The organism is Serinibacter salmoneus (assembly GCF_002563925.1).
GTDB classification, from domain to species: Bacteria; Actinomycetota; Actinomycetes; order Actinomycetales; family Beutenbergiaceae; genus Serinibacter; species Serinibacter salmoneus.
On record NZ_PDJD01000001.1, the window covers coordinates 2227690 to 2249600 of the forward strand.

Consider the following 21911-nt stretch of genomic DNA (forward strand, 5'->3'; position numbering starts at 1 on the left):
GCTGTGGACGCGGGTCGAACCAGCGCTCCACACCAGGCAGGCTGTACCCCGTGAGTGCTCCACAGCCCGATGAGGCGAACGCCGGCGCCCCCGCCGACCAGCAGGACGCCGGCGCTCCCCTCCCCCTGCCCGAGAAGGCCCTCGACACCACCGAGCAGCGCCCCTGGCCCCTGCGCCTGCTCTCCTCCAAGATGGCCGACTACATCGGCCGGATGGCACCCGTGTGGGTGGAGGGCCAGATCGTGGAAGGCAACCGCCGCCGCGGCATGAGCTTCTTCACGCTGCGCGACACCGAGGCGGACGTCTCCCTGCGGATGACCGCCTTCTCCCAGGTGCTGGACCGCGTCACCGCCCCGCTCGACCCGGGCGCCCACGTGGTGGTGCACGCCAAGCCCACCTTCTACGCCAAACGGGGCGACCTGTCGCTGCAGGCCCGCACCATCCGCGCGGTCGGGATCGGGGAGCTCCTCGCCCGCATCGACCAGCTCCGTCGCACCCTGGCCGCCGAAGGCCTCTTCGACGCCGACCGCAAGCGCGACCTGCCCTTCCTCCCCCGCCGCATCGGCCTCATCTGCGGCCGCGAGGCCAAGGCGATGCACGACGTACTCGTCAACGCCCGCGAGCGCTTCCCCGAGGTGGCCTTCGAGGTGCGCCAGGTCGCCGTGCAGGGCGTCAACGCCGTGCGGGAGGTCAGCGCCGCGCTGCGGGAACTCGACGCCGACCCGGGCATCGACGTCATCGTCATCACCCGCGGCGGCGGCAGCGTGGAGGACCTGCTGCCCTTCTCCAACGAGACCCTGGTGCGCGAGGCCGCCAAGGCCACCACCCCGATCGTCTCCGCCATCGGCCACGAGACGGACGCGCCCCTGCTGGACCTGGTCGCGGACCACCGCGCCTCCACCCCCACCGCCGCCGCCAAGCGCATCGTCCCGGACATGGCCGCCGAACGCGCCGGCGTGGACAACGCCCGCTCCCGGCTGCGCCACGCCATCACCCATCGGCTGCGCAGCGAACAGAGTGCCCTCGACGCCGTACGCAGCCGGCCCGTGCTGGCGGACCCGGGCGTCATCGTCACCGCACGCGAGAGCGACCTCGCCCGCGACCTACGCACCATCCGCCTGCGCTTCGGCACCCGGATCGACGCCGCCTCCGCCGACATCCGTTCCCTCGGCGCCCAGGTCCGCGCCCTATCCCCCGCCGCCACCCTGGAGCGCGGCTATGCCGTGCTGCGCACGGACCGGGGGATCGTGCGCGAGGCGAGCGACGTCCCGCCCGGCGCGAGCGTGGAGGCCGTCCTCGCCGACAGTCGCCTCACGCTCACCCGAGCACCGGACTCCCCCGTCACCACACCGGCCACGACACCGCGCGCGAGCGACGCGAGCGCCTCCGTGGACACCGCGGACACCCCACCCACCGATCTGGTTGACTGAAGGCTGTGAGCACCGTGACCACACCGTCGAACACCGACGTCTCCACCCTCACCTACGAGCAGGCCCGCGCCGAGCTCGTCGAGGTGGTGCAGCGCCTGGAACAGGGCGCCGCCACCCTTGAGGACTCCCTCGCCCTGTGGGAACGGGGCGAGGCCCTCGCGGCCCGTTGTCAGACCTGGCTGGACGGCGCCCGGGAGCGGCTCGCCGCCGCGCAGGCACGCTCCGCGAATGACACGGCGGGCGAGTCCGCGGGCCCGGGTGCGAGCGACACGACCCCGCAGGGAGAGCGCTGATGCAGGCCCTCGTCATCGGCGAGGCCCTCGTCGACATCGTCCAGCGCCCCGGCCAGGAAACCGCCGTGTACCCGGGCGGCTCACCCGCGAACGTCGCCATCGGCCTCGCCCGCCTCGGACGCACCGTGCAACTGCTGACCTGGCTCGGTGAGGACGAGCACGGCGACCTGGTGCGCGAGCACCTCGAGGCCAGCCGTGTCCAGCTCGCGCACGGCGCCCAGCGCGCCCCGAGGACCTCCTCCGCCGTCGCCACCATTGCCCCGGACGGGTCCGCGACCTACGAGTTCGACCTCGAGATCGACTACCCCAGCCACGTCCTGGCCGAGGAAGCCGCCGTGATCCACCTCGGCTCCATCGGCGCGGTGCTCGAACCCGGTGGCTCCAAGGCCGTCGCCCTGGCCGCCGCCGCCAAGGACCGCTGCACCCTCACCTACGACCCGAACCTGCGCCCCAGCATCATGGGAGAGCCGGACGACGTGCGCGCCACGGTCTCCCGGATCACCGCGCTGTCGGACGTCGTGAAGGTGTCCGATGAGGACCTCGCGTGGCTCGAGCCCGGGCGGGACCCGCTCGAGGTCGCCCAGGAGTGGGCGACGACGGGCCCGGCGCTCGTCGTCGTCACGCTCGGTTCGCAGGGTTCACTCGCCGTCTCCGCACAGGGGGCGCAGGTGCACATCCCCGCACCCGCCGTGGTGGTGGCCGACACCGTCGGCGCCGGCGACTCCTTCATGGGCGGCCTCATCGACTGGCTGTGGAGCGCGAACCTCCTGGGCTCCGGCACCCACGCGGCCATCGCGGCGCTGAGCGCCGACGAGCTCGCGGCGCTGCTGACCACGGCCGCCCGGATCGCCGCCATCACCGTCTCGCGCCCCGGCGCCAACCCACCCACCCGACTCGAACTGGACGGTTCACCGTGACCCAGACGCTCCCGCCCCGTCCCACCACCCCCACCGAGGCATGGCAGGCGCTGGTGGCCGGGAACGAGCGTTTCGTCGCCGGCACTCCCGCGCACCCGGACCAGGACGTGGCCCACCGCCGCTCCCTGTCGACCTCCCAGCACCCGTTCGCCGTGGTGTTCGGATGCTCCGACTCGCGACTGGCCGCGGAGATCATCTTCGACCAGGGCCTCGGTGACGCCTTCGTGGTCCGCACCGCCGGCCACGTCATCGACACCACGGTCATCGGGTCTATCGAGTACGGCGTGGAGATCCTCGGCGCTCCGCTCGTGGTCGTCCTCGGTCACGACAGCTGCGGCGCCGTGCAGGCCGCCGTGGATGCCCTGAGCACCGGCGAGATGCCTCCGGGGTTCGTTCGCGCCATCGTGGACCGCGTGATCCCCAGCATCATCACCCGCAGCTCGCTGGACTCCACCAGCACCGACGCCCCCGGCCTGGCGTCCTCCGCCGACCTGCTGCTGCGCGAGCACGTCACCAACACCACCCGCACCCTGACGGCCTACTCCCAGGCGCTGGCGACCGCGGTGGCCGAGGGGCGGCTCGCCGTCGTCGGGGTCGAGTACACCCTCGCCGAGGGTCACGCGAAACTGGTGGCGGTACAGGGGGACGTGGGCGCCGACGCCGTGAAATAACCGATCCTTCCCGCTACCGCAGCGGGAGGTGTCCGGCCGCACAACGGCAGGAGACGGCGCGTCGTGACTCACGTCACAGCCCCTCACCTCGCCCACCACGCATGCTCCCGGTGCAAGACTGGACCATGGCCACACGCACCATTCCCACGCCCACCTCCGCGATCGTCGTCGGCGCCGGGATCGTGGGCCTCGCCACCGCCCACCAGTTGCGCCGCCGCGGCCTGGACGTCACCGTCCTGGAGCGTGAACACGTGGCCGCCGGCTCCTCCTGGGGCAACGCGGGGTGGCTCACGCCGAGCCTGACCATCCCGCTGCCGGACCCCACCGTGCTGCGCACCGGCCTGTCCGCGCTCACCTCCCCCAGTTCACCCCTGTACATCCCGCTGCGCGCCGACCCCACGCTGCTGCGCTTCCTGCTCGGGTTCCTGCGCCACTGCAGCTGGCGGACCTGGCGCCGCACGATGACCTCCTTCGTGCCGCTGAACGCGCGCGTGTTCGACTCCTTCGATGCCCTGCGCGAGGCCGGGATGAGCGAGCCGACCCACGCCGAGGCCCCGTTCATCGCGGCCTACTCCCGCGAGGCCGACCGCGCCACGCTGCAGCACGAGCTCGCGATCATCGACGAGTGCGGCCAGGACGCCCCCTATGACCTCCTCACCGGCGATCAGGTGCGCGCCGAGGTACCCGCCGCCTCCGACGCCGTCGAGGCCGGTATCCGCCTACACCACACCCGCTACATCGACCCGCCCGCCTTCCTCGCCTCCCTCGCCGACCTCGTGCGCGCCGAGGGCGTCACGATCCGCGAGGGGGTGGCCGTGACCGCACTCGACGGCGGCGCCCCCGCCCGCGCCGCGACCCTCACCCTGGCTGGCGGCGAGCAGGTCAGCGCCGACGTCGTGGTGCTCGCCACCGGGGCGCGCCTGGGCGACCTCGCCCGGGGCGTCGGGGTGCGGCGGGTGGTGCAGGCCGGCCGTGGCTACTCCTTCACCGTGCCGGTGCAGGACCTCCCGCACGGGCCGTACTACCTGCCGGCGCAGCGCGTGGCCTGCACCCCGCTGGGCGATCGACTGCGGGTGGCGGGGATGATGGAGTTCCGTCGCCCCGGTGAACCGCTCGACCCGCGCCGCATCGCGGCCATCGAGGCCGCTGCCGCGCCGATGCTGCGCGGGGCCGACTTCACCGACAAGCGCGAGGAGTGGGTCGGTTCCCGACCCTGCACCACCGACGGGCTCCCGCTCGTGGGGCCCTCGCGCTCCCCGCGCGTGCACATCGCCGGCGGCCACGGCATGTGGGGGGTGACCCTCGGGCCGCTCACCGGCGAACTCGTGGCAGAGAACATCGTCACGGGCCGGACCCCGGACCTGCTGCGACCGCTGGACCCGCTGCGCTGAGCCGCGCGCCGATGCGCGCCCGCCGGTAACGTGACGAGGACCCGCCCACCCTCGGCACGGAGGAGCCATGACGTCCCCCACCACACCGCAGCCCTCGCATCCGCTGGCATGGGTAGGCCCCATGCTGCGCCCCAACCGGGGGGTGTTCCCGCTGGGGCACAGCATCCGTTCCGCCCTGACGGTGGGGGGACCGTTCGTCGTCGGGGTCCTCGCCGGGGACGTCATGGCGGGCATGTGGGTGGGGCTGGCCACGCTGCTGCTCGCCGCGGGTGAACGCGAGGGTTCCCACCGACTGAACCTGCAGATCCTGCTCGTCTCCACCCCGATCGCGATCGCCGGCTACGCGACCGGGTACCTGCAGGGCCTGCCGCTGTGGGCGCTCGTGCCGGTCATGGCGCTGCTCGCGATGGGTGCCGGCGTGATCGCCGGTTGGGGCGCGGCCTACTCGGTGGGCGGGATGCAGTTCCTGCTGGTCGCGGCGATCGCGATCGGCGTGGACGGCTACCAGACCTGGTGGCAGCCGATGCTGTGGTACCTCCTGGGCGCCGTCCTCTATGCCGCCTTCATGCTCCTGGAGTTCGCGCTGGACCGCCGCCGTCCCGAGCGCACCGCGGTGCTGGCCCTGCTGCGGGCGACGGCGACCCTCGCCCAGGCCCGGGCCGCCGACCAGGACGCGGCTGACAAGGCAACCGCCGACCACCCCTCCCCGGTGCCCGCTGCCCCCGAGCAGGCGCAACTCCCCGGGGCGCGAGCCGGCGCCGTCGCGGCCCTCGGCCAAGCCCGCACCGTCTACCTCACCGGGCGTGGCGACGCCGCCGGGCACGCCGCCCACTGGGACGCCTTCGCCCGGGTCCTGGCGGACGCGGAATCCGTCATCGCCCTGATCCCCGCCGCCGATGCGGCCACGGCGCGGCACGCGGCCGAGCAACTACGCGGACTGGCCACCGGCGCCCTCCCGGCCGGGCAGGCGAGCGGTGACGCGGCCGCGCCCCTGGCCGAACGCCTGCGCACCCTGGCCTCGGACCTGGATGCCCTCGGCGTCACCCCCGGCACCTCGGGCCGGCCCCACGGCACCTCCGCATCGGGTACCTCCGCATCGGCCACGTCCGGATCGACCCCCGCCACCGCGGCACCTGCCACCGCGGGCGCGCCGACCGGGTGGGCGCGCCTGGCGGTCGGTCACGACGTGCTCGGGGCGGCCGCGCGACTCGCGCTGTGCTACGGGATCGCGGTGGCCGCGAAGGCCTACTTCCCCTACAGCCACTGGTTCTGGGTCGCCCTGACCGTTGCCCTGGTCATGAAGCCCGACTTCGGGTCCGTCTTCGGCCGTGCCGTGCAGCGCGTGATCGGCACGATCGTGGGCGTCGCCCTGGCCACCCTGGTGATCCTGGTCCTGCCCGCGCACCTGGCCATTGCGATCGCCATCGGGGTGTTCGCGTTCTTCGTGCCGTGGTTCATGACCCGCGCCTACTCGCTGCAGGCGGTGGCGATCGCCCCCGCGGTCATCCTGCTGGTGGACATCATCAGCACCGATGCCACGGCGAACTACTCCTGGCAGCGCATCGCGGCCACCGCGATCGGTGGCGCCGTGGTGATCCTGTTCGGCTACCTGCCCTGGCGCAGCGCGCGCCGCGTCCAGCTGCAGCCACGACTGGCGGCCGCGGCCGCCGCGCTCGCGGACTACGCGGGCGCCGCCGGCACCCCGATCCCGCAGGACGACGCCGCCCGCCGAGCGCGTCACGAGGCCCTGGTCTCCTCCCGGCAGGCGGCCACCCGGGGCCTGTCGGACCTGCGGATGCAACTGCAGCGCGGCCTCGGGGAACCCGCCGGGACCCGCACCCAGGCCCTGTCCTGGATCCCCGCCGTGGCCGCGATCGAGCAGGTGAGCGACGCCGTCGCCCGCTATGCCGGGGTGCGCCTGGCCGGTGGCGAGGTCCCTGACCTGCCGGCCGACGCCGTCGAGCACCTCCGGGCGCTCGGCGCCCTCACCGACCCCGAGGAGGTGCGCACCGCGGCGGCCGCGGCGCGCACCTCCCTGCTGGGTCTGCTGCCGGACGGGGTTCGTGCGGCCTGACCGCTAGCTGAGGTCCACACCCTCCAGCAGCTCGGTGACCAGCGCGGCCACTGGGGAGCGCTCGGAGCGGGTGAGGGTGACGTGCGCGAACAGCGGGTGCCCCTTCAGCGCCTCGATCACGGCCGCCACGCCGTCGTGCCGCCCCACCCGCAGGTTGTCGCGCTGCGCGACGTCGTGGGTGAGCACCACCCGGGAGTTCTGCCCGATCCGCGAGAGCATGGTCAGCAGCACGTTGCGTTCCAGGGACTGCGCCTCGTCCACGATCACGAACGCGTCGTGCAGCGAGCGGCCCCGGATGTGTGTGAGGGGCAGGACCTCGAGGATGCCGCGGTCCAGCACCTCCTCCACCACCTCGGGGGAGACCATCGCGCCGAGGGTGTCGAAGACCGCCTGCGCCCAGGGGTTCATCTTCTCGCTCTCGCTGCCGGGCAGGTAGCCCAGGTCCTGCCCGCCCACCGCGTGCAGCGGGCGGAAGACCATGATCCGCCGGTGCTCCCGGCGCTCCAGTACGGCCTCGAGACCGGCGCACAGGGCCAGCGCGGACTTCCCCGTACCGGCGCGACCCCCCAGCGACATGATCCCGATGCTCGGGTCCAGCAGCAGGTCGATCGCGATGCGCTGCTCCGCGCTGCGGCCGTGCACCCCGAAGACCTCCCGGTCCCCACGCACGAGCTGGATCTGCTTGTCGGGCGTGATGCGCCCCAGGGCGCTGCCGCGGGTGGAGTGCAGCACCAATCCGGTGTGGACCGGCAGGTCCCGCACCGGTGAGGCGTCCACCAGGCCGGAGACCTCCAGGCGGTCGGAGGACCACAAGCGGTCGATCTCCTCATCGGCAAGGTCCGTCTCCACCATCCCGGTCCAGCCGGTCTCCACCGCCTGCTGCGCCCGGTACTCCTGCGCCTCCAGTCCCACCGCTGACGCCTTGACGCGCATCGGCAGGTCCTTGGACACCACCACCACGTGGTGCCCCTCCGAGCGCAGGTTCGCGGCGACCGAGAGGATCCGGGTGTCGTTGTCACCCAGCCGCATCCCGGAGGGCAGCACCGTGGGGTCGGAATGGTTCAGCTCCACCCGCAGGGTGCCCTGACCCACCGGCACCGGGCGGTCCAGGCGGCCGTGGGCCACCCGCAGGTCGTCCAGGGTGCGCAACGCCGAGCGGGCGAAGAAGCCCAGTTCGGGGTGGTGGCGTTTGCCCTCCAACTCGGTCACCACCACCACCGGGAGCACGATGTCGTGCTCGGCGAAGCGGGTGAGGGCTCGCGGGTCCGAGAGGAGGACGGAGGTATCGAGCACGTACGTGGTGCCGGACACCTCCTCGAGTCCCGTCGTCGGGTCAAGCTCGGTGCCGTCGCTCACGTGTGGCTCCCTCCGGCGCCTGGGCGCCTGAGTCAGCTGCTCACGGCGCTCACGCGCCGCGAGGAACAGCGTGTGTCGGGGACGGTCGGCCCGGAGGGCCGGCGGCCCCCGCCTGTGGCGCAATGCCTCACAGTGGCCTCCCGGCAGGCGACGGGCGTCGCCTACAGGTGTGACGCTAGGGCCTCGCGGGGCGTGCGACGCGCCCCCGCGCCGGGGTTTGGCCGTTTCGTGACCAGACTTCACGCAGAGTTTTCACGGCCGTCACGTCCAGCCGCCCCGAACACCCGCCAAGCGTCGCAGGTGACATCACCGCCCGAGGCGGCGCTCGCGGTGGGAGTACTCGCGCACCGCGCGCAGGAAGTCCACCCGGCGGAAGTCCGGCCAGTAGGCCTCGCAGAAGTAGAACTCGCTGTGCACGCTCTGCCACAGCAGGAACCCGCCGAGCCGCTGCTCCCCGGAGGTGCGGATGACCAGGTCGGGATCGGGTTGCCCCTTGGTGTACAGGTGCTCGGCGATCTGCTCGGCGGTCAGCTCCCGGGCCACCTCCTGCAGGCTCGCGCCCGCCTCGGCCCGCTCGCGCAGCAGCCCGCGCACGGCATCGGCGATCTCCTGCCGGCCGCCGTAGCCCACCGCCACGTTCACGGTCATTCCCTCGACGTCGCGAGTCAGTTCCTGCGCGGCCTCCAAGCGCTTGGCGGTGCTGGGCGGCAGCAGCCCCGAGGCCCCGAGCGCCTGGATGCGCCAGCGCCTGGTGGCGGCCAGGTCACTGACGGCCTCCTCGATGATCGCGACCAGCGCCTGCAACTCCTCCGGGTCGCGGCGCAGGTTGTCGGTGGAGAGCATCCACAGCGTCACGTACTTCACGCCGATCGCGTCCGACCACCCGAGCACCTCGAGGATCTTCTCCGCCCCCGCACGGTGTCCGTGCGCGGCCGGGGCCGCAACAGCCTTCGCCCAGCGCCGGTTGCCGTCCAGGATGATCCCGATGTGGTGGGGCAGGTTGCCGGAGTCGAGCTGACGCAGCAGGCGCCGCTCGTACAGCCCGTACAGCGGACTCGGCATCGACCACTCCACCAGCCACTCCCTCTCCCTCGGCGCTCGGCATCCGCCGGTCAACCTACTCCCCCGCGACCCCGGCCCGCGTGGGGAGTCCACGGCCGAGTGGGCATCTTCACCACAATTCCTCATCCCGTCGTCGCCGCGACGCCCCGCACGGACGTAGGCTGGGAAGAGAAACCTACGGTGACGTAACTTGAGGACGACGATGGCATCCAGCACCACCAACCGCCCCGACGAGGGCGCCGCACCAGGCGGGAAGCCGACGGTCGAGTCGGCCGTCGAGCACCTGGTCTCGGCGGTGAAGCCGCACCTGCGCGGCTGGATCCACCTCGGCATGACGCCGCTGGTCCTGGCCGCCGGTATCACCCTGATCGCGCTCGCCCCCACCCCGGCCGCGAGGTGGAGCTCGGTGGTGTTCGCCGTGGCCACCACGCTGCTGTTCGGCATGAGCGCGCTGTACCACCGGGGGCACTGGTCGGCTCGCACGCTGGCGGTGCTGCGCCGCATCGATCACTCGAACATCTTCATCGTGATCGCCGGCACCTACACGCCGCTCGCGGTGCTCCTGCTCCCGCAGCGCACCGCGGTGACGCTGCTCACGATCGTCTGGTCGGGCGCGATCGTCGGGATCCTCATGCGGGTGTTCTGGCTCAGCGCGCCCCGTTGGCTGTACGTGCCCATCTACGTGGCCCTGGGCTGGGCGGCGGTGTGGTTCCTGCCGCAGTTCTACGCCGCCGGCGGGGCGGCGGTGATGTGGCTGGTGATCGCGGGCGGGCTGGCCTACACGGGCGGCGCCGTGGTGTACGCGCTGAAGCGACCCAATCCCTCACCGCGCTGGTTCGGCTTCCACGAGATCTTCCACGTCGGGACCCTGCTCGGGTACACCTGCCACACGGTGGCGATCTTCATCACGGTGTTGAACTACAGCTGATCCCACCGGCCGATCCCGCCGTACGCCTCAGGTCTGCCTCAGGCCTCCCGGCCCGCCTCAGGCCTCGCGCGCCACCACGCGGTAGCGCCGGTGTGCGAGCACCGGGCTGACCTCCCGCACCCGCGCGAGGTCGGCGAGGTCGACGTCGGCCACCGCGATCCGCGCGGCACCCGGCGCCACGTCGTCCCCCGGCGCCCCGACGCACCCGGCGTCGCTGCCGGGTCCGACCTCGGCCAGCACCACGCCCCGCGGATCGATCACCGCGGAACCGCCCACCCGGCCGCGGCCGGCCTGGCTGGCGAGCGCCACGTAGGCGGTGTTCTCGATCGCCCGCGCCCGCACCAGGGTGCGCAACTGGTCGGCCTTGCCCTCGCCCGCGGCCCACGCGGCACCCAGCACGATCACGTCGCAGCCGCCCGCGCCGTCCGTGAGCGCCCGCGCGGCCTCGGGGAAGCGCAGGTCGTAGCAGGTCAGGACGCCCACCCGCACCGGGTCACCCTCCGGCCCGGCCACCTCGATCACGAGCGGTGCGCCGTCCGCGGCGGGGTCACCGGCGTCGAACAGGTCCGACTCACGGGCGCCGTAGGCGTCATACAGGTGCACCTTGGCGTACCGGCCCACCACCCGGGCACGCGTCCCCTCGGCCGCACCCTGCAGCACCACGGAGACATTGCGGGCGCGGCCGTTCTCGGCCGGGAGCACGAGGCCCACCACGAGGGTCATCCCGTGCGCGGCCTCTCGCAGCGCCGTCAGGTAGGGGCCGTCCTCGTCCTCGGCGAGCGCCGCGACCGGCCGCGACTCCCACCCGGGGGCGTACTCCGGCAGCACGAGCAGGTCCGCTCCGGCCGCTCGCGCCTGGTCGACGGCATCGAGAGCGGCGCGCAGGGCTGCGGCGCGGCCCTGCGGCGTGGAGCCGTGGCGCGCGTCGAGCTGCCCGACGGCGACCCTCACGGCCGGTCCCTCGGCTCGCCGTCCACCGGGCTCGCCCCGGCCCGCGGATCCCCCTCGGTCGCGGCGTCGGGAGTGGGCACCTCCCCGTCCGCAGCCGTCTCCTGAGCGGCCTCCGCCTGCGCGGCCTCCGCGGCCTCGGCCCGTTCGGCCGCCTCGTACCTCGCGTGCCGCTCGTTGGCGTTGAGCCGCCGCATCTGACGGTTGAAGGAGAGGATCAACAGCACCACGGCCATCGCCACCCCGAAGGTGACGAGGAAACCCAGCAGTCCCGGTGAGACGTCCTCGTCGGCCGGTGCCTGCGCCAGCACTTCCGCTGCGAGCGGCACCACGCTCACGGCCAGGTGCGCCGTCGCCCCGGCGATCACAGGGTCACCCCCGCGAACAGATCGTCCTCGAGGTCCTCCACCGCGGGGGCGCCGGCCGCGGCGGTGGCCTGCCCTGCCAAGGTGGTGCGCACCAGTTCGAACTCCTCCCAGGGCCACACCCGGGCCTCGATCTCGCGCGGGACGGCGAAGAAGAAGCCGTCCGGGTCGATCTGGGTGGCGTGCGCCAGCAGCGCGGCATCACGCTGGGGGAAGAACTCGTGGACGTCGATGCGCGCGGTCACGGTGCGCGATCCGCGCCCGTCCCAGCGCGCCACCCAGTCCCCGAACGGGGACTCGATGCCCTCGGCCCCCATCGCCTCGTGCAGCGCCAGGAGCCGGTCGCGGGAGAAGGACACGTGGTAGTACACCTTGGGCACCTCCCACGGCTCGCCGAGTTCGGGGAAGGCCGCGGGGTCGGCAGCCGCCTCGATCGCGGCCATCGTGACCACGTGGGTCATGATGTGGTCGGGATGCGGGTAGCCGCCGTTCTCGTCGTAGGTGAGCACCACGTGCGGTCGGAAGGAGCGCAGGTGCGCCACGAGCGCCCGCGAGGTCTCCTCCAGCGGCGCAAGGGCGAAGCACCCCGGCGGCAGCGGTGGCAGCGGGTCGCCCTCGGGAAGGCCGGAGTCGACGAAGCCGAGCCATACCTGCTCCACCCCGAGCGCGGCCTTGGCCGCCGCCATCTCCTCGCGCCGCAGCGCGGGGAGGTCCTCCTGCGCGCGCGGGTCGTGCTGCAACCGCGGGTTGAGCACGTCGCCGCGCTCCCCCCCGGTGCAGGTCACCACCAGCACCTCGGCGCCCTGCGCCGCGTAGCGCGCCATCGTGCCCGCCCCCTTGCTCGACTCGTCATCGGGGTGGGCGTGCACAGCCATGAGGCGTGGTGCGGTCACATCGCTCCTTGGGAATCCTGGGCCAACCGGCGCCCGCGAACACCGGGCGCACGACTCCCATCGTGCCACCTGAGGCAGACTGGTGAGGTGAGCCGACCCCGCCCGGACCAGCCCGACGACGCCGCCGCAGCCCGCGAGCGCTACCTCGAGCGGCGCTACGGGCGCGCGAACAACGCCCGGGACACCACCGATGGCCGGTCCCGCACCGCATGGGCGCTCAGCAGCGTGGTGGCCGTGGTGGTCGGCGCGGTGGCGGTGTATCTCGCGCTCGGGTCCTCCGAGCCCGGCATCACGCTCTCCCAGGCCTCCTACTCCACGCCGTCGGACTCCCTCATGGAGATCACCGTGACCGCCTACCGGGAGGACCCCTCCCAGGCCTGGACGTGCGCATTCGAGGCGCTGGACGCCTCCCGCGCGCAGGTCGGGGTGGTCCTGGTGGACATCCCCCCGAGCGAGCAGGCCAGCGAGGTCCTCACGGTGGAGGTCCCCACCCTGGCACGCGGCGAGATCGGGCGCGCCGTGGACAACGGGTGCTACCCCGCCTGAGGATGCCGGGTATCATGGCCGTTTCGCCGCTCGCATCTGCGGGCGGCGTTCCGTATACCGGAGCGACGTGAGCGCGCCGAAGGACAGCGCCGTCGCACCCGCACGACGTCATGAGGAGGGCACGTGCCTGAGACAACCTGGCTCACCAAGGATGCCTACGACCGTCTGAAGAACGAGCTGGACTACCTGTCCGGCCCCGGACGCAGCGAGATCACGGCCCGCATCGAGCAGGCCCGCTCCGAGGGCGACCTGAAGGAGAACGGCGGCTACCACGCCGCTCGCGAGGAGCAGGGCAAGGCCGAGGCCCGCATCCGCCAACTCCAGGAGATCCTGCGCAACGCCGAGGTCGGCGACGCCCCGCCGGACGACGGCGTGGTGGAGCCGGGCATGGTCGTCACCGCCGTGGTGGGCGGGGAGGAGATGGAGTTCCTCTTCGGTTCCCGCGAGTCCGCCCAGGGTGTGGACATCGACGTGTTCTCCCCCTCCTCGGCGCTCGGTGCCGCGATCAACGGCAAGAAGGCCGGCGACAGCACCGCCTACACCACGCCGCGTGGCGCGGAGATCCCGGTCGAGATCAAGGCCGCGAAGCCGTTCAGCGCCTGAGCGCCCACCCTCACCGGTGAGGGACGCACGCGAGGTGGGCGGCGCCGTCGGGCCTCATCGCTCGACGGCGCCGTACCCCGCATCCCGCACCCGCTCCAGGGTCTCCTGGGCGTGGCTGCGTCCCTTGGTGACCACCTCGAGGTCCACGGCGGTCTCATCGACCCCCAGCCCCGGTCCGGTGCGCACGTGGGAGACCGTCACCACATCGGCGCCGGCCTCGGCGACCACCGCCAGCAGCCCGGCCAGAAGACCTGGCCGGTCGGTCAGGGTGCAGCGCAGGTGCAGGTAGCGCCCGGCGGCGGCCATGCCGTATCGGAAGACCTTGCGCAGCACGATCGGGTCGACGTTGCCGCCCGAGAGCACCGCGACCACCGGGCGGCCGTGGTCGATCACGTCCGCGAGTTCGCCACGCCGGGTCACGAGCGCCGCCAGGCCCGCCGCTCCGGCGGGCTCCACCACCTGCTTGGCACGTTCGGCCAGGGCGAGCACGGTGCGGGAGATGTCCTCCTCCGAGACCGTCACCACGCGCACGTCCCGCCCCGCCATCACCGCCAGCGGCACCGCACCTGGCTCGGCCACCGCGATACCGTCCGCCATGGTGCGGCCGGTGTGCACCCGCACGGGATGCCCGGCGGCGAGGCTCGGCGCCCACGCCGAGGCCCGCTCGGCCTGCACCGCCACCACCCGCACCGAGTCAGGGAGCGCGGCGCGGATCCCCGCGACCAACCCGCCGCCGCCGGCGGGTACCAGCACGGTTCCCACGTCGGGCACCTGCTCGAGGATCTCCAGCCCCACCGTTCCCTGGCCTGCCACCACGTCCGGGTGGTCGAACGGGTGGATGTAGGTGCGACCCTCCGCCTCGGCCTGCGCCCGGGCGCGTGCCATGGCGTCCTCCACCCGGTCGCCTCCCAGCACCACGCGGGCGCCGTAGGACTCGGTGGCCTCCACCTTCGGCAGGGCGGCATCCGCGGGCATGTGGACCACGGCGTCGATCCCCAGCCGGCGGGCGGCGTAGGCCACGCCCTGGGCGTGATTGCCCGCGGAGGCCGCGACCACGCCCCGCTCGCGCTGCTCGGGCGCAAGCCGCGCGAGACGCACCAGCGCCCCCCGCACCTTGAAGGAGCCGGTGCGCTGCAGGTGCTCGCACTTGAGCATCACGCGGGCGCCGGCGAGGTCGGAGAACGCCTCGCTGGACTGCATCGGGGTGCGGTGCACCACCGGATCGACGATCTCGCGGGCGGCGCGGACGTCCGCTTCCAGCACGGGGCGAGCGGGGTGGTCGGGGTCGAGGTGTGCCACTCCCCCAGCGTGCCACCGCGCCCGGGGAACAGCCATGAGCGTCGGCGCGTTCCACTCCATGAGGCGATGCCGCTCGCGGCGTGAGACCGCCCGCCCGATCCAGCGCAGAACCGAGAGGACACCATGTTCTTCCGCCAGGCCCCCACCATGGTCACCGCCGACGAGGCCCTGCCCGGCCGCGAGGAGCCCGCCTTCACCGTCCCGGGCGTGCACCGCGTGCTCGGCACGCCGCTGCGTGGCCCGTGGCCCGAGGGCACCGAGCAGCTCTACGTGGCCATGGGGTGTTTCTGGGGTGAGGAGAAGCACTTCTGGCAGCTGCCCGGGGTGGTGACCACCGCCGTCGGCTACATGGGCGGCTTCACGCCGAACCCGACCTACGAGGAGACCTGCACCGGGCGCACCGGGCACACCGAGACCGTGATGATCGCCTACGACCCGGCCGCGATCAGCATCGAGCAGCTGCTCGAGGTGTTCTGGACGCAGCACGACCCCACGCAGGTCTTCCGCCAGGGCAACGACCGCGGCACCCAATACCGCTCGGCGATCTACTGGACCACGCCCGAGCAGGCGAAGGCCATCGAGGCCTCGGCCGCCGCGTACCAGCCGCGACTGACGGCCGCCGGATACGGCGAGATCGCCACGGAGATCCGCGACGCGCGCGAGGCCGGACCCTTCTGGTACGCCGAGGGTTACCACCAGCAGTACCTGGTGGCGAACCCGAACGGGTACTGCCCGGTGCACGCCACCGGCGTCACGTTCTAGCGCGCCGGTCGGTTCCGGCCCGACCCCGCGCGCCCCGCGCACCGGCGGAGCGCACCCCTGCGCTTCCCTGCAGCGCCGAGCGATGAGTTGCGCACGCCCAGCGCAGGCAAACCCTGCGCAACCACACGCTCGGCGACCCGTGGACGGCGCAACCGCGTGCTCGGCGAGGGTCCGGGCGGGCGGGCGGGACGACGACGGCGCGCCACCCGAGGGGGTTGCGCGCCGTCGTTGTCGGCTCAGGAGCGTCGGCTCAGAAGGCCGGCGGCGTGTGCCAGATCCGGTCGATGTAGTCGCGCATCGAGCGGTCGGAGGAGAAGAAGCCGCTGCGCGCCACGTTGAGGATGGCCGCGCGGGTCCACTCCTCCTGGTCCGCGTAGGCGGCGTCCACCTTGTCCTGCGCCTCGATGTAGGCGGCGTAGTCGGCCAACGCGAGGAAGCGGTCCTCCTGCAGCAGGTTGCCCACCACGGAGTCGAACATGTGGCGGTCCCCGCCGGAGAAGACGCCCGAGGCGATCGCGTCGATGGCGCGGCGCAGTTCCGGGTTGCTCTCGTAGTAGGAACTCGGCACGTAGCCCGCGGCCTGCAGGGCCTCCACCTCGGGCTCCAGCATGCCGAAGAGGAAGAAGTTCTCATCGCCCACGAGTTGGCGGATCTCGACGTTCGCGCCGTCGTCGGTGCCGATTGTCAGGGCCCCGTTGAGCGCGAACTTCATGTTCCCGGTGCCGGAGGCCTCCTTCCCGGCGAGCGAGATCTGCTCGGACAGGTCGGCGGCGGGGATGACCTTCTCCGCGAGCGTCACGTTGTAGTTCGGCGGGAAGATGACCTTCAGCCGGCCCTCGAGCCGCTCGTCATTGTTCACCGTGGACCCCACCGCATTGATGAGGTGGATGATGTCCTTCGCCATCTTGTAACCCGGCGCGGCCTTGGCGCCGAAGATGAAGGTGCGCGGGGTGAGGTCGGCCGCGGCCACCTCACCGGAGACCACCCGGTTGTACTGGGTGATGATGTGCAGCACCTTCAGCGTCTGGCGCTTGTACTCGTGCAGGCGCTTGACCATGACGTCGAGCATGTGGCCGTCGCTGACCGACACGCCGTCGCGCTCGGTGAGCACCGCGTGCAGGCGGCGCTTGTTCGCGGCCTTCACCTCCCGGAAGCGGGCGCGGAACTCCTCGTCCGCCGCGAACGGCTCCAGCTCGCGCAGCCGCTCCAGGTCGGTCAACCAGCCCACCCCGATGGACTCGGTGATGAGTTCGGACAGGCCGGGGTTGGCCAGGCGCACGAACCGGCGCGGCGTGATGCCGTTGGTGACGTTGGTGAACTTGCCCGGGTAGAACTCGTTGAAGTCGGGCAGCACCTTGTCGCGCAGCAACTGGGAGTGCAGTTCGGCCACGCCGTTGACCTTCGAGCCGGCCACGGTGGCGAGGTAGGCCATCCGCACGGAGCGCTCGGGGTGCTCGGCGATGATCGACATCCGCCGGATGCGCAGCTCGTCGTCGCCGAAGCGCTCGCGGACCTCCTCGAGGAACTCCTCGTTGATCCGGTAGATGATCTCCAGGTGGCGCGGCAGCAGGCGGCCGAGCAGCTCCACCGACCACACCTCCAGCGCCTCCGGCAGCAGGGTGTGACACGTGTAGGCGAAGCAGCCCTTGGTGATCTCCCACGCGGTGTCCCACGCCAGCCCCTTCTCGTCCACGAGCACGCGCATGAGCTCGGGCACCGCGATCACGGGGTGGGTGTCGTTGAGCTGGAAGATGATGCGCTCGGGGAGCTTCGTGAGGTCGAAGTCCTCGGGCAGCACGTCCTCGAGGAAGTCCGCGATCGAGGCCGCCACGAAGAAGTACTGCTGCTGCAGGCGCAGTTCCTTGCCCTGCGGGGTGGAGTCCTCCGGGTAGAGCACCTTGGAGATGTTCTCCGCGAAGGTCTGCGAGCGCACGGCCTCCTCGTAGTCACCGGAGTTGAAGATGCGTAGGTCGAACCGCTCGGTGGCCACCGAGCGCCACAGCCGCAGGGTGTTCACGCGGCCGTTCTGGTAGCCCGGCACCATGTAGTTGTACGGGACTGCCTGCACGGTCCAGGCGGGCACCCAGCGGGTGCGCTCGGCGCCGTCGGAGTCGGTGTAGGTCTCGGTGTGTCCCCCGAAGGAGACCTCCTGTGCGGAGTCGGGGTGCGGGAACTCCCACGGCGCGCCGAGCGCGAGCCAGGAGTCGGGCTGCTCCACCTGGCGCCCGTCTACGAAGGTCTGGCGGAAGATCCCGAACTCGTACCGGATGCCGTACCCGATGCACGGCACACTCATGGTCGCGAGGGAATCGACGAAGCAGGCGGCGAGGCGCCCGAGGCCGCCGTTGCCCAGGCCAGGCTCCACCTCCTGGGCGCGCAGATCGGCGATGTCGATGCCACACTGCGCGAGCCCGTCCGCCACGATGTCCGTGAGGTCGGTGGCCAGCAGGGCGTTGCCCAGCTGGCGTCCGAGGAGGTACTCCGCCGACAGGTAGGCCACACCCTTGGCCTGGGTCTCCTTCTGGCGACGCATGGTCTCGAGCCAGCGCGCCATGAGGTAGTGCCGCACGGTGCGGGCCAGCGCCAGGTACTGGTCGTTGACGGTGGAGGCCGAGAGCGCGACGCCCTGACCGAAGTTGAGCTCGCGCAGGAACTCACGGACGAAGCCGTCGACGCTGACCGGCGGGCTGCTCACCGGGGCGAGCGCCAACGGATGGCTCCGGTTCGGGCCGCCGTCGGCGGGTTCGGGGGCGGGTGTCTCGGTCGTCTCGACGCTGTTAGCCACGGGACCACGGTAGCGGTCCCGGCCCATTTCGCCAGGCCAAGCATGTGACGCGACGGCGCCACCCACCCGCCGCAGTCCGCCCACCTGCAAGTTTCAGCAAGTCTTGCGAGGCTGGCGTGACGGAGATCACACCGCGCGTGTCCACGCGAGCAACTCCTCCACGTCCCACGTGGTCACGATGCGCCCGGCCGGGACCTCCCGCGCCGCCGCCCGGGAGTACCCCAGCGCCAACCAGTCCTGCTGCCCGGGGGCGTGGGAGTCGGAGTCGACGGCGAACAGGCAGCCGCTCTCCAGCGCCAGGTCGATCAGGGCGTCCGGTGGGTCACAGCGCTCCGGGCGCGCATTGATCTCGATCGCCGTCCCGAACGACTCCGCCGCGGCGAAGACGATCTCGGCCTCGAACTGCGAGGGCGGCCGCGTGCCACGCGATCCGGTGACCAGACGACCCGTGCAGTGCCCGAGCACGTCCAGGTGGGGGTTCGCGATCGCCGTCACCATCCGCCGCGTCATGGCCGCCGAGGGCATCCGCAGCTCGGAGTGCACCGAGCCGACCACGATGTCCAGCTCAGCGAGGAGGTCCTCCTCCTGATCCAGCGACCCGTCCTCGAGGATGTCGACCTCGATGGCCGTCAGTACGCGCAGCTCCACGCCGTCGCGCTGCAGCGCGGCGTTGAGTGTCGCGATGCTCGCGATCTGTTCCCGCAGCCGTTGCGGGCTCAGTCCGTTCGCCACCCGCAGCCGGGGCGAGTGGTCCGAGATCGCGATGTACTCCCGCCCCAGCCGGGCGGCCACCGCCGCCATCTCGGTCAGGGGCGCTCCGCCGTCGGAGGCCTCGGTGTGCATGTGCAGGTCACCCCGGGCCCGGGCGAAGAGCGCCCGCCCGGCGGCGTCCTCGGCCGCGAGCGTCGGCGCCGCCCCCGCCCTCGCCTCTGCGAGGCCCCGGGGGACGCCGCCGGCGAGCGATTCACAGATGGCCGCGGCTGTCGAGGCCCCGATGCCCTGCACCCGCTGCCACGCAGTCTTGGTGACCCCGAGGCCGGCGATGTGCTCCTCGGTCATCCCGGCCACGGTGTCCGCGGCCCGGCGGTACGCCTTCACGCGGTGCGTATCGGCGCCCGCGCGTTCACGCCAGAACGCGATCTCGCGCAGGGCGGCGACGGGGTTCCCCGGGGCGGGATCGGCGCCGGTGCGCGCCGCCTCGGGCAGCACCGACGAGCCCCAGGGGCCCCCGTCGATCAGCATGAGGAACTCAGCCAGCGCCGATGAGGTCGACGACGAAGACGAGGGTGTCGCCGCCGCGGATACCGGCCTGCGGCACGCCGCGCTCGCCGTAGCCCAGGTGTGGGGGGATCGAGACCAGCACGCGGGAGCCGAGCTGCTGGCCCACGAACGCGTCGTCCCAGCCGGCGATCACGGCGCCCACGCCGATCGGGAACTGGATGGAGGAGCCGCGGTCGTAGGAGTTGTCGAACATCGCACCGTCCCAGACCTGGCCGTAGTAGTGCACGTCGATGGTCTGGCCGGCCTCGACCACCTCGCCGTCACCCTGCTCGAGGATGAGCACCTGCAGCTCCTCGGGAGCGGCGGTCTCGGGGAAGGTGAGTTCCGGCTTCTCGCCGAAGGTGCCGGATGCGGTGGGGAGCGTGGACATGGGGTTCCTCTCGATCACGCGGTGCTGGGATGTCCCCGCCACCCTAGCGGCGGGCACTAGGTCCCGAGGTAACGGCCCGGCCGATGGTTCAGCACCAGCACGGTGGACAGCAGCACAGCGCCCAGGGCCGACAGGAGCACGGTCATCGGGGGGACCACCGTGAGGGCCAGCAGGATCACGGCGACGTCGAGCCCCATCTGCACGTAACCGGCGCTCCACCCGAATCGCTCCTGCAGGGTCAGGGCGAGCACGTTGAACCCGCCCAGGCTCGCGCGGTGCCGGAACAGGATCAGCAGGCCGATGCCGGCCAGGAGGTTCCCCATCGCGATCGCATAGACCTCCGGGAGCGCCCCGGGGGCGATCGGGTGGAGATCGGCGGCCACGGAGGCCAGGGCGACGGCGATCGCGGAACGCAGCGTGAACCGCCACCCCTTGGCGCGCAGCGCGAGCACGAAGAAGGGGACGTTGACGCCGAAGAAGATCACCCCGAACGGGATCGGCGTGGCGTAGGAGATCAGCAGACCCAGCCCGGCTGTCCCGCCGGTCACGGCGTCGACCGAGCGGAGCATCGCCAGGCCGAGGGAGGCGACGACGGCGCCCACCACCAGCCCGAAGGTGTCCTCGAACCACGAGTGCGGCACGGGCGTTCCCCCAGGCGGGGTGCCGGGGCCGTAGGGCGCCGTCTCGACGCGCTCGGGATCGGGTTCGACATCGGGGGGTGTGGTCACGGGTCCATTGTCCAGGTCTCAGATGACGGACAGGTGACGGCGGGTGCCTCAGCCACACCATAGGTCTGCACAACCGCCTCGCCGTGCCTGCACAACCGCCTCGCCGTGCCTGCACAACCGCCTCGCCGTGCCTGCACAACCGCCTCGCCGTGCCTGCACAACCGCCTCGCCGAGACGGCGAGGGCCGGCCACCGCGGGTGCGGTGGCCGGCCCTCGTGCAGACGGCGCGGAACGCTCGTTGTCAGTCGCCGCGCAGGATCGCAAGCAGACGCAGGAACTCCAGGTACATCCACACCAGGGTGACGGCGAGGCCGAAGGCCGCGCCCCAGGCGTAGCGCGCGGGAGCGCCCCGCTGCACGCCCTTCTGGATGGTGTCGAAGTCGATGACCAAGGTGGCGGCCGCCAGGATCACCGCAGCGACGCCGATGAGGATGCCCCACGGCCCCTCGCGCAGACCCCAGCCGTCCAGCACACCCGTCACCATGAGGAGCAGGTTGACCAGGGAGAACACCATGTAGCCGACGAGGGCGACCATGACGATGCGCTGGAACTTCGGGGTGTTGCGCACCTTGCCGCTACGGAAGAGCAGGAGCACGGCGGCGAACGTGGAGACCGTGGCCAGCACCGCCTGCATCACGATGCCGGAGTACTGCGCCTCGAACACCATGCTGATGGCTCCGAGGAAGAGTCCCTCGAGTGCCGCGTAGGCAAGGATCAGACCCGGCTTGGGTTCGCGCTTGAAGGCGTTCACCAGGCCCAGCACGAATCCGCCGATCGCACCGATGATCATCAACGGGAAGGTCAGGCCCGGCATCCCCAGCGCGCTCGGAAGCAGCCAGGACGCCGCGCCGAACAGCACGATCGTGCCGAGAACGAGCGAGGTCTTGACGATGACGTCGTCATAGGTCATCCGCCCGGTGTCGGCGGGGGCCGCCGACGGCATCCGATAACTCGCTTCGAGCGAGTCCTGCGCCGCGGGGACCGCGGCGGGTGGCTGGTAGGTCTGGGTGGCGCCCGGGGTCCCCCAGGGCGAGGGTGTCGAAGTGCCCGGCGCGGAGGGCGAGCCGGCCATGGCTCGGCGTTCCTGCTGCGCCTTCTGGCTGTCCCCGAAGTAGGGATCGTTGTTGAAGTACGGGTTGCTCACGCGTTCTCTCCTTGAGGCATCTGGCGCGGGCTGCGGTCGTGGTGCTGTCCGGTTCAACGCGTCGG

The 21911-nt window shown here is 72.2% G+C and carries 21 protein-coding genes; 10 read left to right on the forward strand and 11 right to left on the reverse strand.

All coding sequences use genetic code 11. The features are described from left to right. The first annotated feature begins 50 nt into the window (after positions 1–50). The 6 genes from xseA (at position 51) to ATL40_RS09970 (ending at position 6776) form a co-directional block, all read left to right on the forward strand. Positions 51–1430 carry an exodeoxyribonuclease VII large subunit gene (xseA, locus tag ATL40_RS09945; RefSeq protein ID WP_245866968.1) on the forward strand — a complete coding sequence of 460 codons (1380 nt, stop codon included), beginning with the start codon at positions 51–53 and terminating at the stop codon, positions 1428–1430. Then, a complete protein-coding gene (locus tag ATL40_RS09950) occupies positions 1427–1723 on the forward strand; it encodes an exodeoxyribonuclease VII small subunit (RefSeq protein ID WP_425443392.1) in 297 nt (98 codons plus the stop codon). Before xseA ends, ATL40_RS09950 begins: the two co-directional genes overlap by 4 nt. Next, positions 1723–2640: a carbohydrate kinase family protein gene (locus tag ATL40_RS09955; protein WP_098469409.1), complete on the forward strand. Its 918-nt coding sequence runs from the start codon at positions 1723–1725 to the stop codon at positions 2638–2640. Before ATL40_RS09950 ends, ATL40_RS09955 begins: the two co-directional genes overlap by 1 nt. Next, the gene (locus tag ATL40_RS09960; RefSeq protein ID WP_098469410.1) at positions 2637–3311 is read left to right on the forward strand and encodes a carbonic anhydrase; all 675 of its coding nucleotides are present in this window, start codon (positions 2637–2639) and stop codon (positions 3309–3311) included. The genes ATL40_RS09955 and ATL40_RS09960 overlap by 4 nt, the downstream gene beginning before the upstream one ends. Before the next feature lie 125 nt (positions 3312–3436). Continuing rightward, the gene (locus ATL40_RS09965) at positions 3437–4702 is read left to right on the forward strand and encodes an NAD(P)/FAD-dependent oxidoreductase (RefSeq protein ID WP_098470415.1); all 1266 of its coding nucleotides are present in this window, start codon (positions 3437–3439) and stop codon (positions 4700–4702) included. A gap of 121 nt (positions 4703–4823) precedes the next feature. After that, positions 4824–6776, forward strand: a complete 1953-nt coding sequence (locus tag ATL40_RS09970) for an FUSC family protein (protein WP_169925935.1) — start codon at positions 4824–4826, stop codon at positions 6774–6776. 3 nt (positions 6777–6779) lie between these two features. On the opposite strand, the gene phoH2 is transcribed toward ATL40_RS09970, so the two are convergent. Both phoH2 and ATL40_RS09980 read right to left on the reverse strand, forming a co-directional pair. Then, complete coding sequence (gene phoH2, locus ATL40_RS09975) at positions 6780–8132, reverse strand: RNA 5'-3' helicase PhoH2 (RefSeq protein WP_098469412.1); 1353 nt, start codon at positions 8130–8132, stop codon at positions 6780–6782. 306 nt (positions 8133–8438) lie between these two features. Further along, the gene (locus tag ATL40_RS09980; protein WP_098470416.1) at positions 8439–9194 is read right to left on the reverse strand and encodes an isoprenyl transferase; all 756 of its coding nucleotides are present in this window, start codon (positions 9192–9194) and stop codon (positions 8439–8441) included. Between the two features lie 202 nt (positions 9195–9396). Here ATL40_RS09980 and trhA point away from each other — a divergent pair, with 202 nt between their 5' ends. Beyond that, positions 9397–10122 (forward strand): PAQR family membrane homeostasis protein TrhA, encoded by a 726-nt coding sequence (trhA, locus tag ATL40_RS09985; RefSeq protein ID WP_098469413.1) that lies wholly within the window; start codon positions 9397–9399, stop codon positions 10120–10122. Between the two features lie 57 nt (positions 10123–10179). On the opposite strand, the gene ATL40_RS09990 is transcribed toward trhA, so the two are convergent. The 3 genes from ATL40_RS09990 to mca are packed head-to-tail and all read right to left on the reverse strand — an operon-like array spanning position 10180 to position 12310. Beyond that, complete coding sequence (locus ATL40_RS09990) at positions 10180–11073, reverse strand: nitrilase-related carbon-nitrogen hydrolase (RefSeq protein WP_098469414.1); 894 nt, start codon at positions 11071–11073, stop codon at positions 10180–10182. Continuing rightward, the gene (locus ATL40_RS15015) at positions 11070–11438 is read right to left on the reverse strand and encodes a hypothetical protein (RefSeq protein WP_169925936.1); all 369 of its coding nucleotides are present in this window, start codon (positions 11436–11438) and stop codon (positions 11070–11072) included. Before ATL40_RS15015 ends, ATL40_RS09990 begins: the two co-directional genes overlap by 4 nt. Further along, complete coding sequence (gene mca, locus ATL40_RS10000; protein WP_098470417.1) at positions 11435–12310, reverse strand: mycothiol conjugate amidase Mca; 876 nt, start codon at positions 12308–12310, stop codon at positions 11435–11437. The genes ATL40_RS15015 and mca overlap by 4 nt, the downstream gene beginning before the upstream one ends. A gap of 105 nt (positions 12311–12415) precedes the next feature. Here mca and ATL40_RS15020 point away from each other — a divergent pair, with 105 nt between their 5' ends. Together ATL40_RS15020 and greA are read left to right on the forward strand one after the other, a co-directional pair. After that, the gene (locus ATL40_RS15020) at positions 12416–12874 is read left to right on the forward strand and encodes a DUF4307 domain-containing protein (RefSeq protein ID WP_169925937.1); all 459 of its coding nucleotides are present in this window, start codon (positions 12416–12418) and stop codon (positions 12872–12874) included. Positions 12875–12997: 123 nt separating this feature from the next. Beyond that, complete coding sequence (gene greA / locus ATL40_RS10010; protein ID WP_098469416.1) at positions 12998–13477, forward strand: transcription elongation factor GreA; 480 nt, start codon at positions 12998–13000, stop codon at positions 13475–13477. 54 nt (positions 13478–13531) lie between these two features. Here greA and ilvA read toward each other — a convergent pair whose 3' ends face one another. Then, on the reverse strand, positions 13532–14776 hold the full coding sequence (gene ilvA, locus ATL40_RS10015) for a threonine ammonia-lyase (protein WP_245866972.1): 1245 nt from the start codon (positions 14774–14776) through the stop codon (positions 13532–13534). 123 nt (positions 14777–14899) lie between these two features. On the opposite strand from ilvA, the gene msrA reads away from it, so the two are divergent. Then, on the forward strand, positions 14900–15538 hold the full coding sequence (gene msrA / locus ATL40_RS10020; RefSeq protein WP_098469417.1) for a peptide-methionine (S)-S-oxide reductase MsrA: 639 nt from the start codon (positions 14900–14902) through the stop codon (positions 15536–15538). Positions 15539–15788: 250 nt separating this feature from the next. Here the strand turns inward: msrA and ATL40_RS10025 are convergent, their stop codons facing one another. From ATL40_RS10025 to ATL40_RS10045, 5 genes are all read right to left on the reverse strand, one after another. Continuing rightward, complete coding sequence (locus tag ATL40_RS10025) at positions 15789–18350, reverse strand: glycogen/starch/alpha-glucan phosphorylase (protein WP_098469418.1); 2562 nt, start codon at positions 18348–18350, stop codon at positions 15789–15791. 99 nt (positions 18351–18449) lie between these two features. After that, complete coding sequence (locus ATL40_RS10030) at positions 18450–19565, reverse strand: PHP domain-containing protein (protein ID WP_098469419.1); 1116 nt, start codon at positions 19563–19565, stop codon at positions 18450–18452. A gap of 7 nt (positions 19566–19572) precedes the next feature. Further along, on the reverse strand, positions 19573–19974 hold the full coding sequence (locus ATL40_RS10035) for an FKBP-type peptidyl-prolyl cis-trans isomerase (RefSeq protein WP_098469420.1): 402 nt from the start codon (positions 19972–19974) through the stop codon (positions 19573–19575). 56 nt (positions 19975–20030) lie between these two features. After that, on the reverse strand, positions 20031–20702 hold the full coding sequence (locus ATL40_RS10040) for a YitT family protein (protein ID WP_211283098.1): 672 nt from the start codon (positions 20700–20702) through the stop codon (positions 20031–20033). Between the two features lie 241 nt (positions 20703–20943). Further along, a complete protein-coding gene (locus ATL40_RS10045; protein WP_245866974.1) occupies positions 20944–21846 on the reverse strand; it encodes a Bax inhibitor-1/YccA family protein in 903 nt (300 codons plus the stop codon). Positions 21847–21911: the final 65 nt, after the last annotated feature.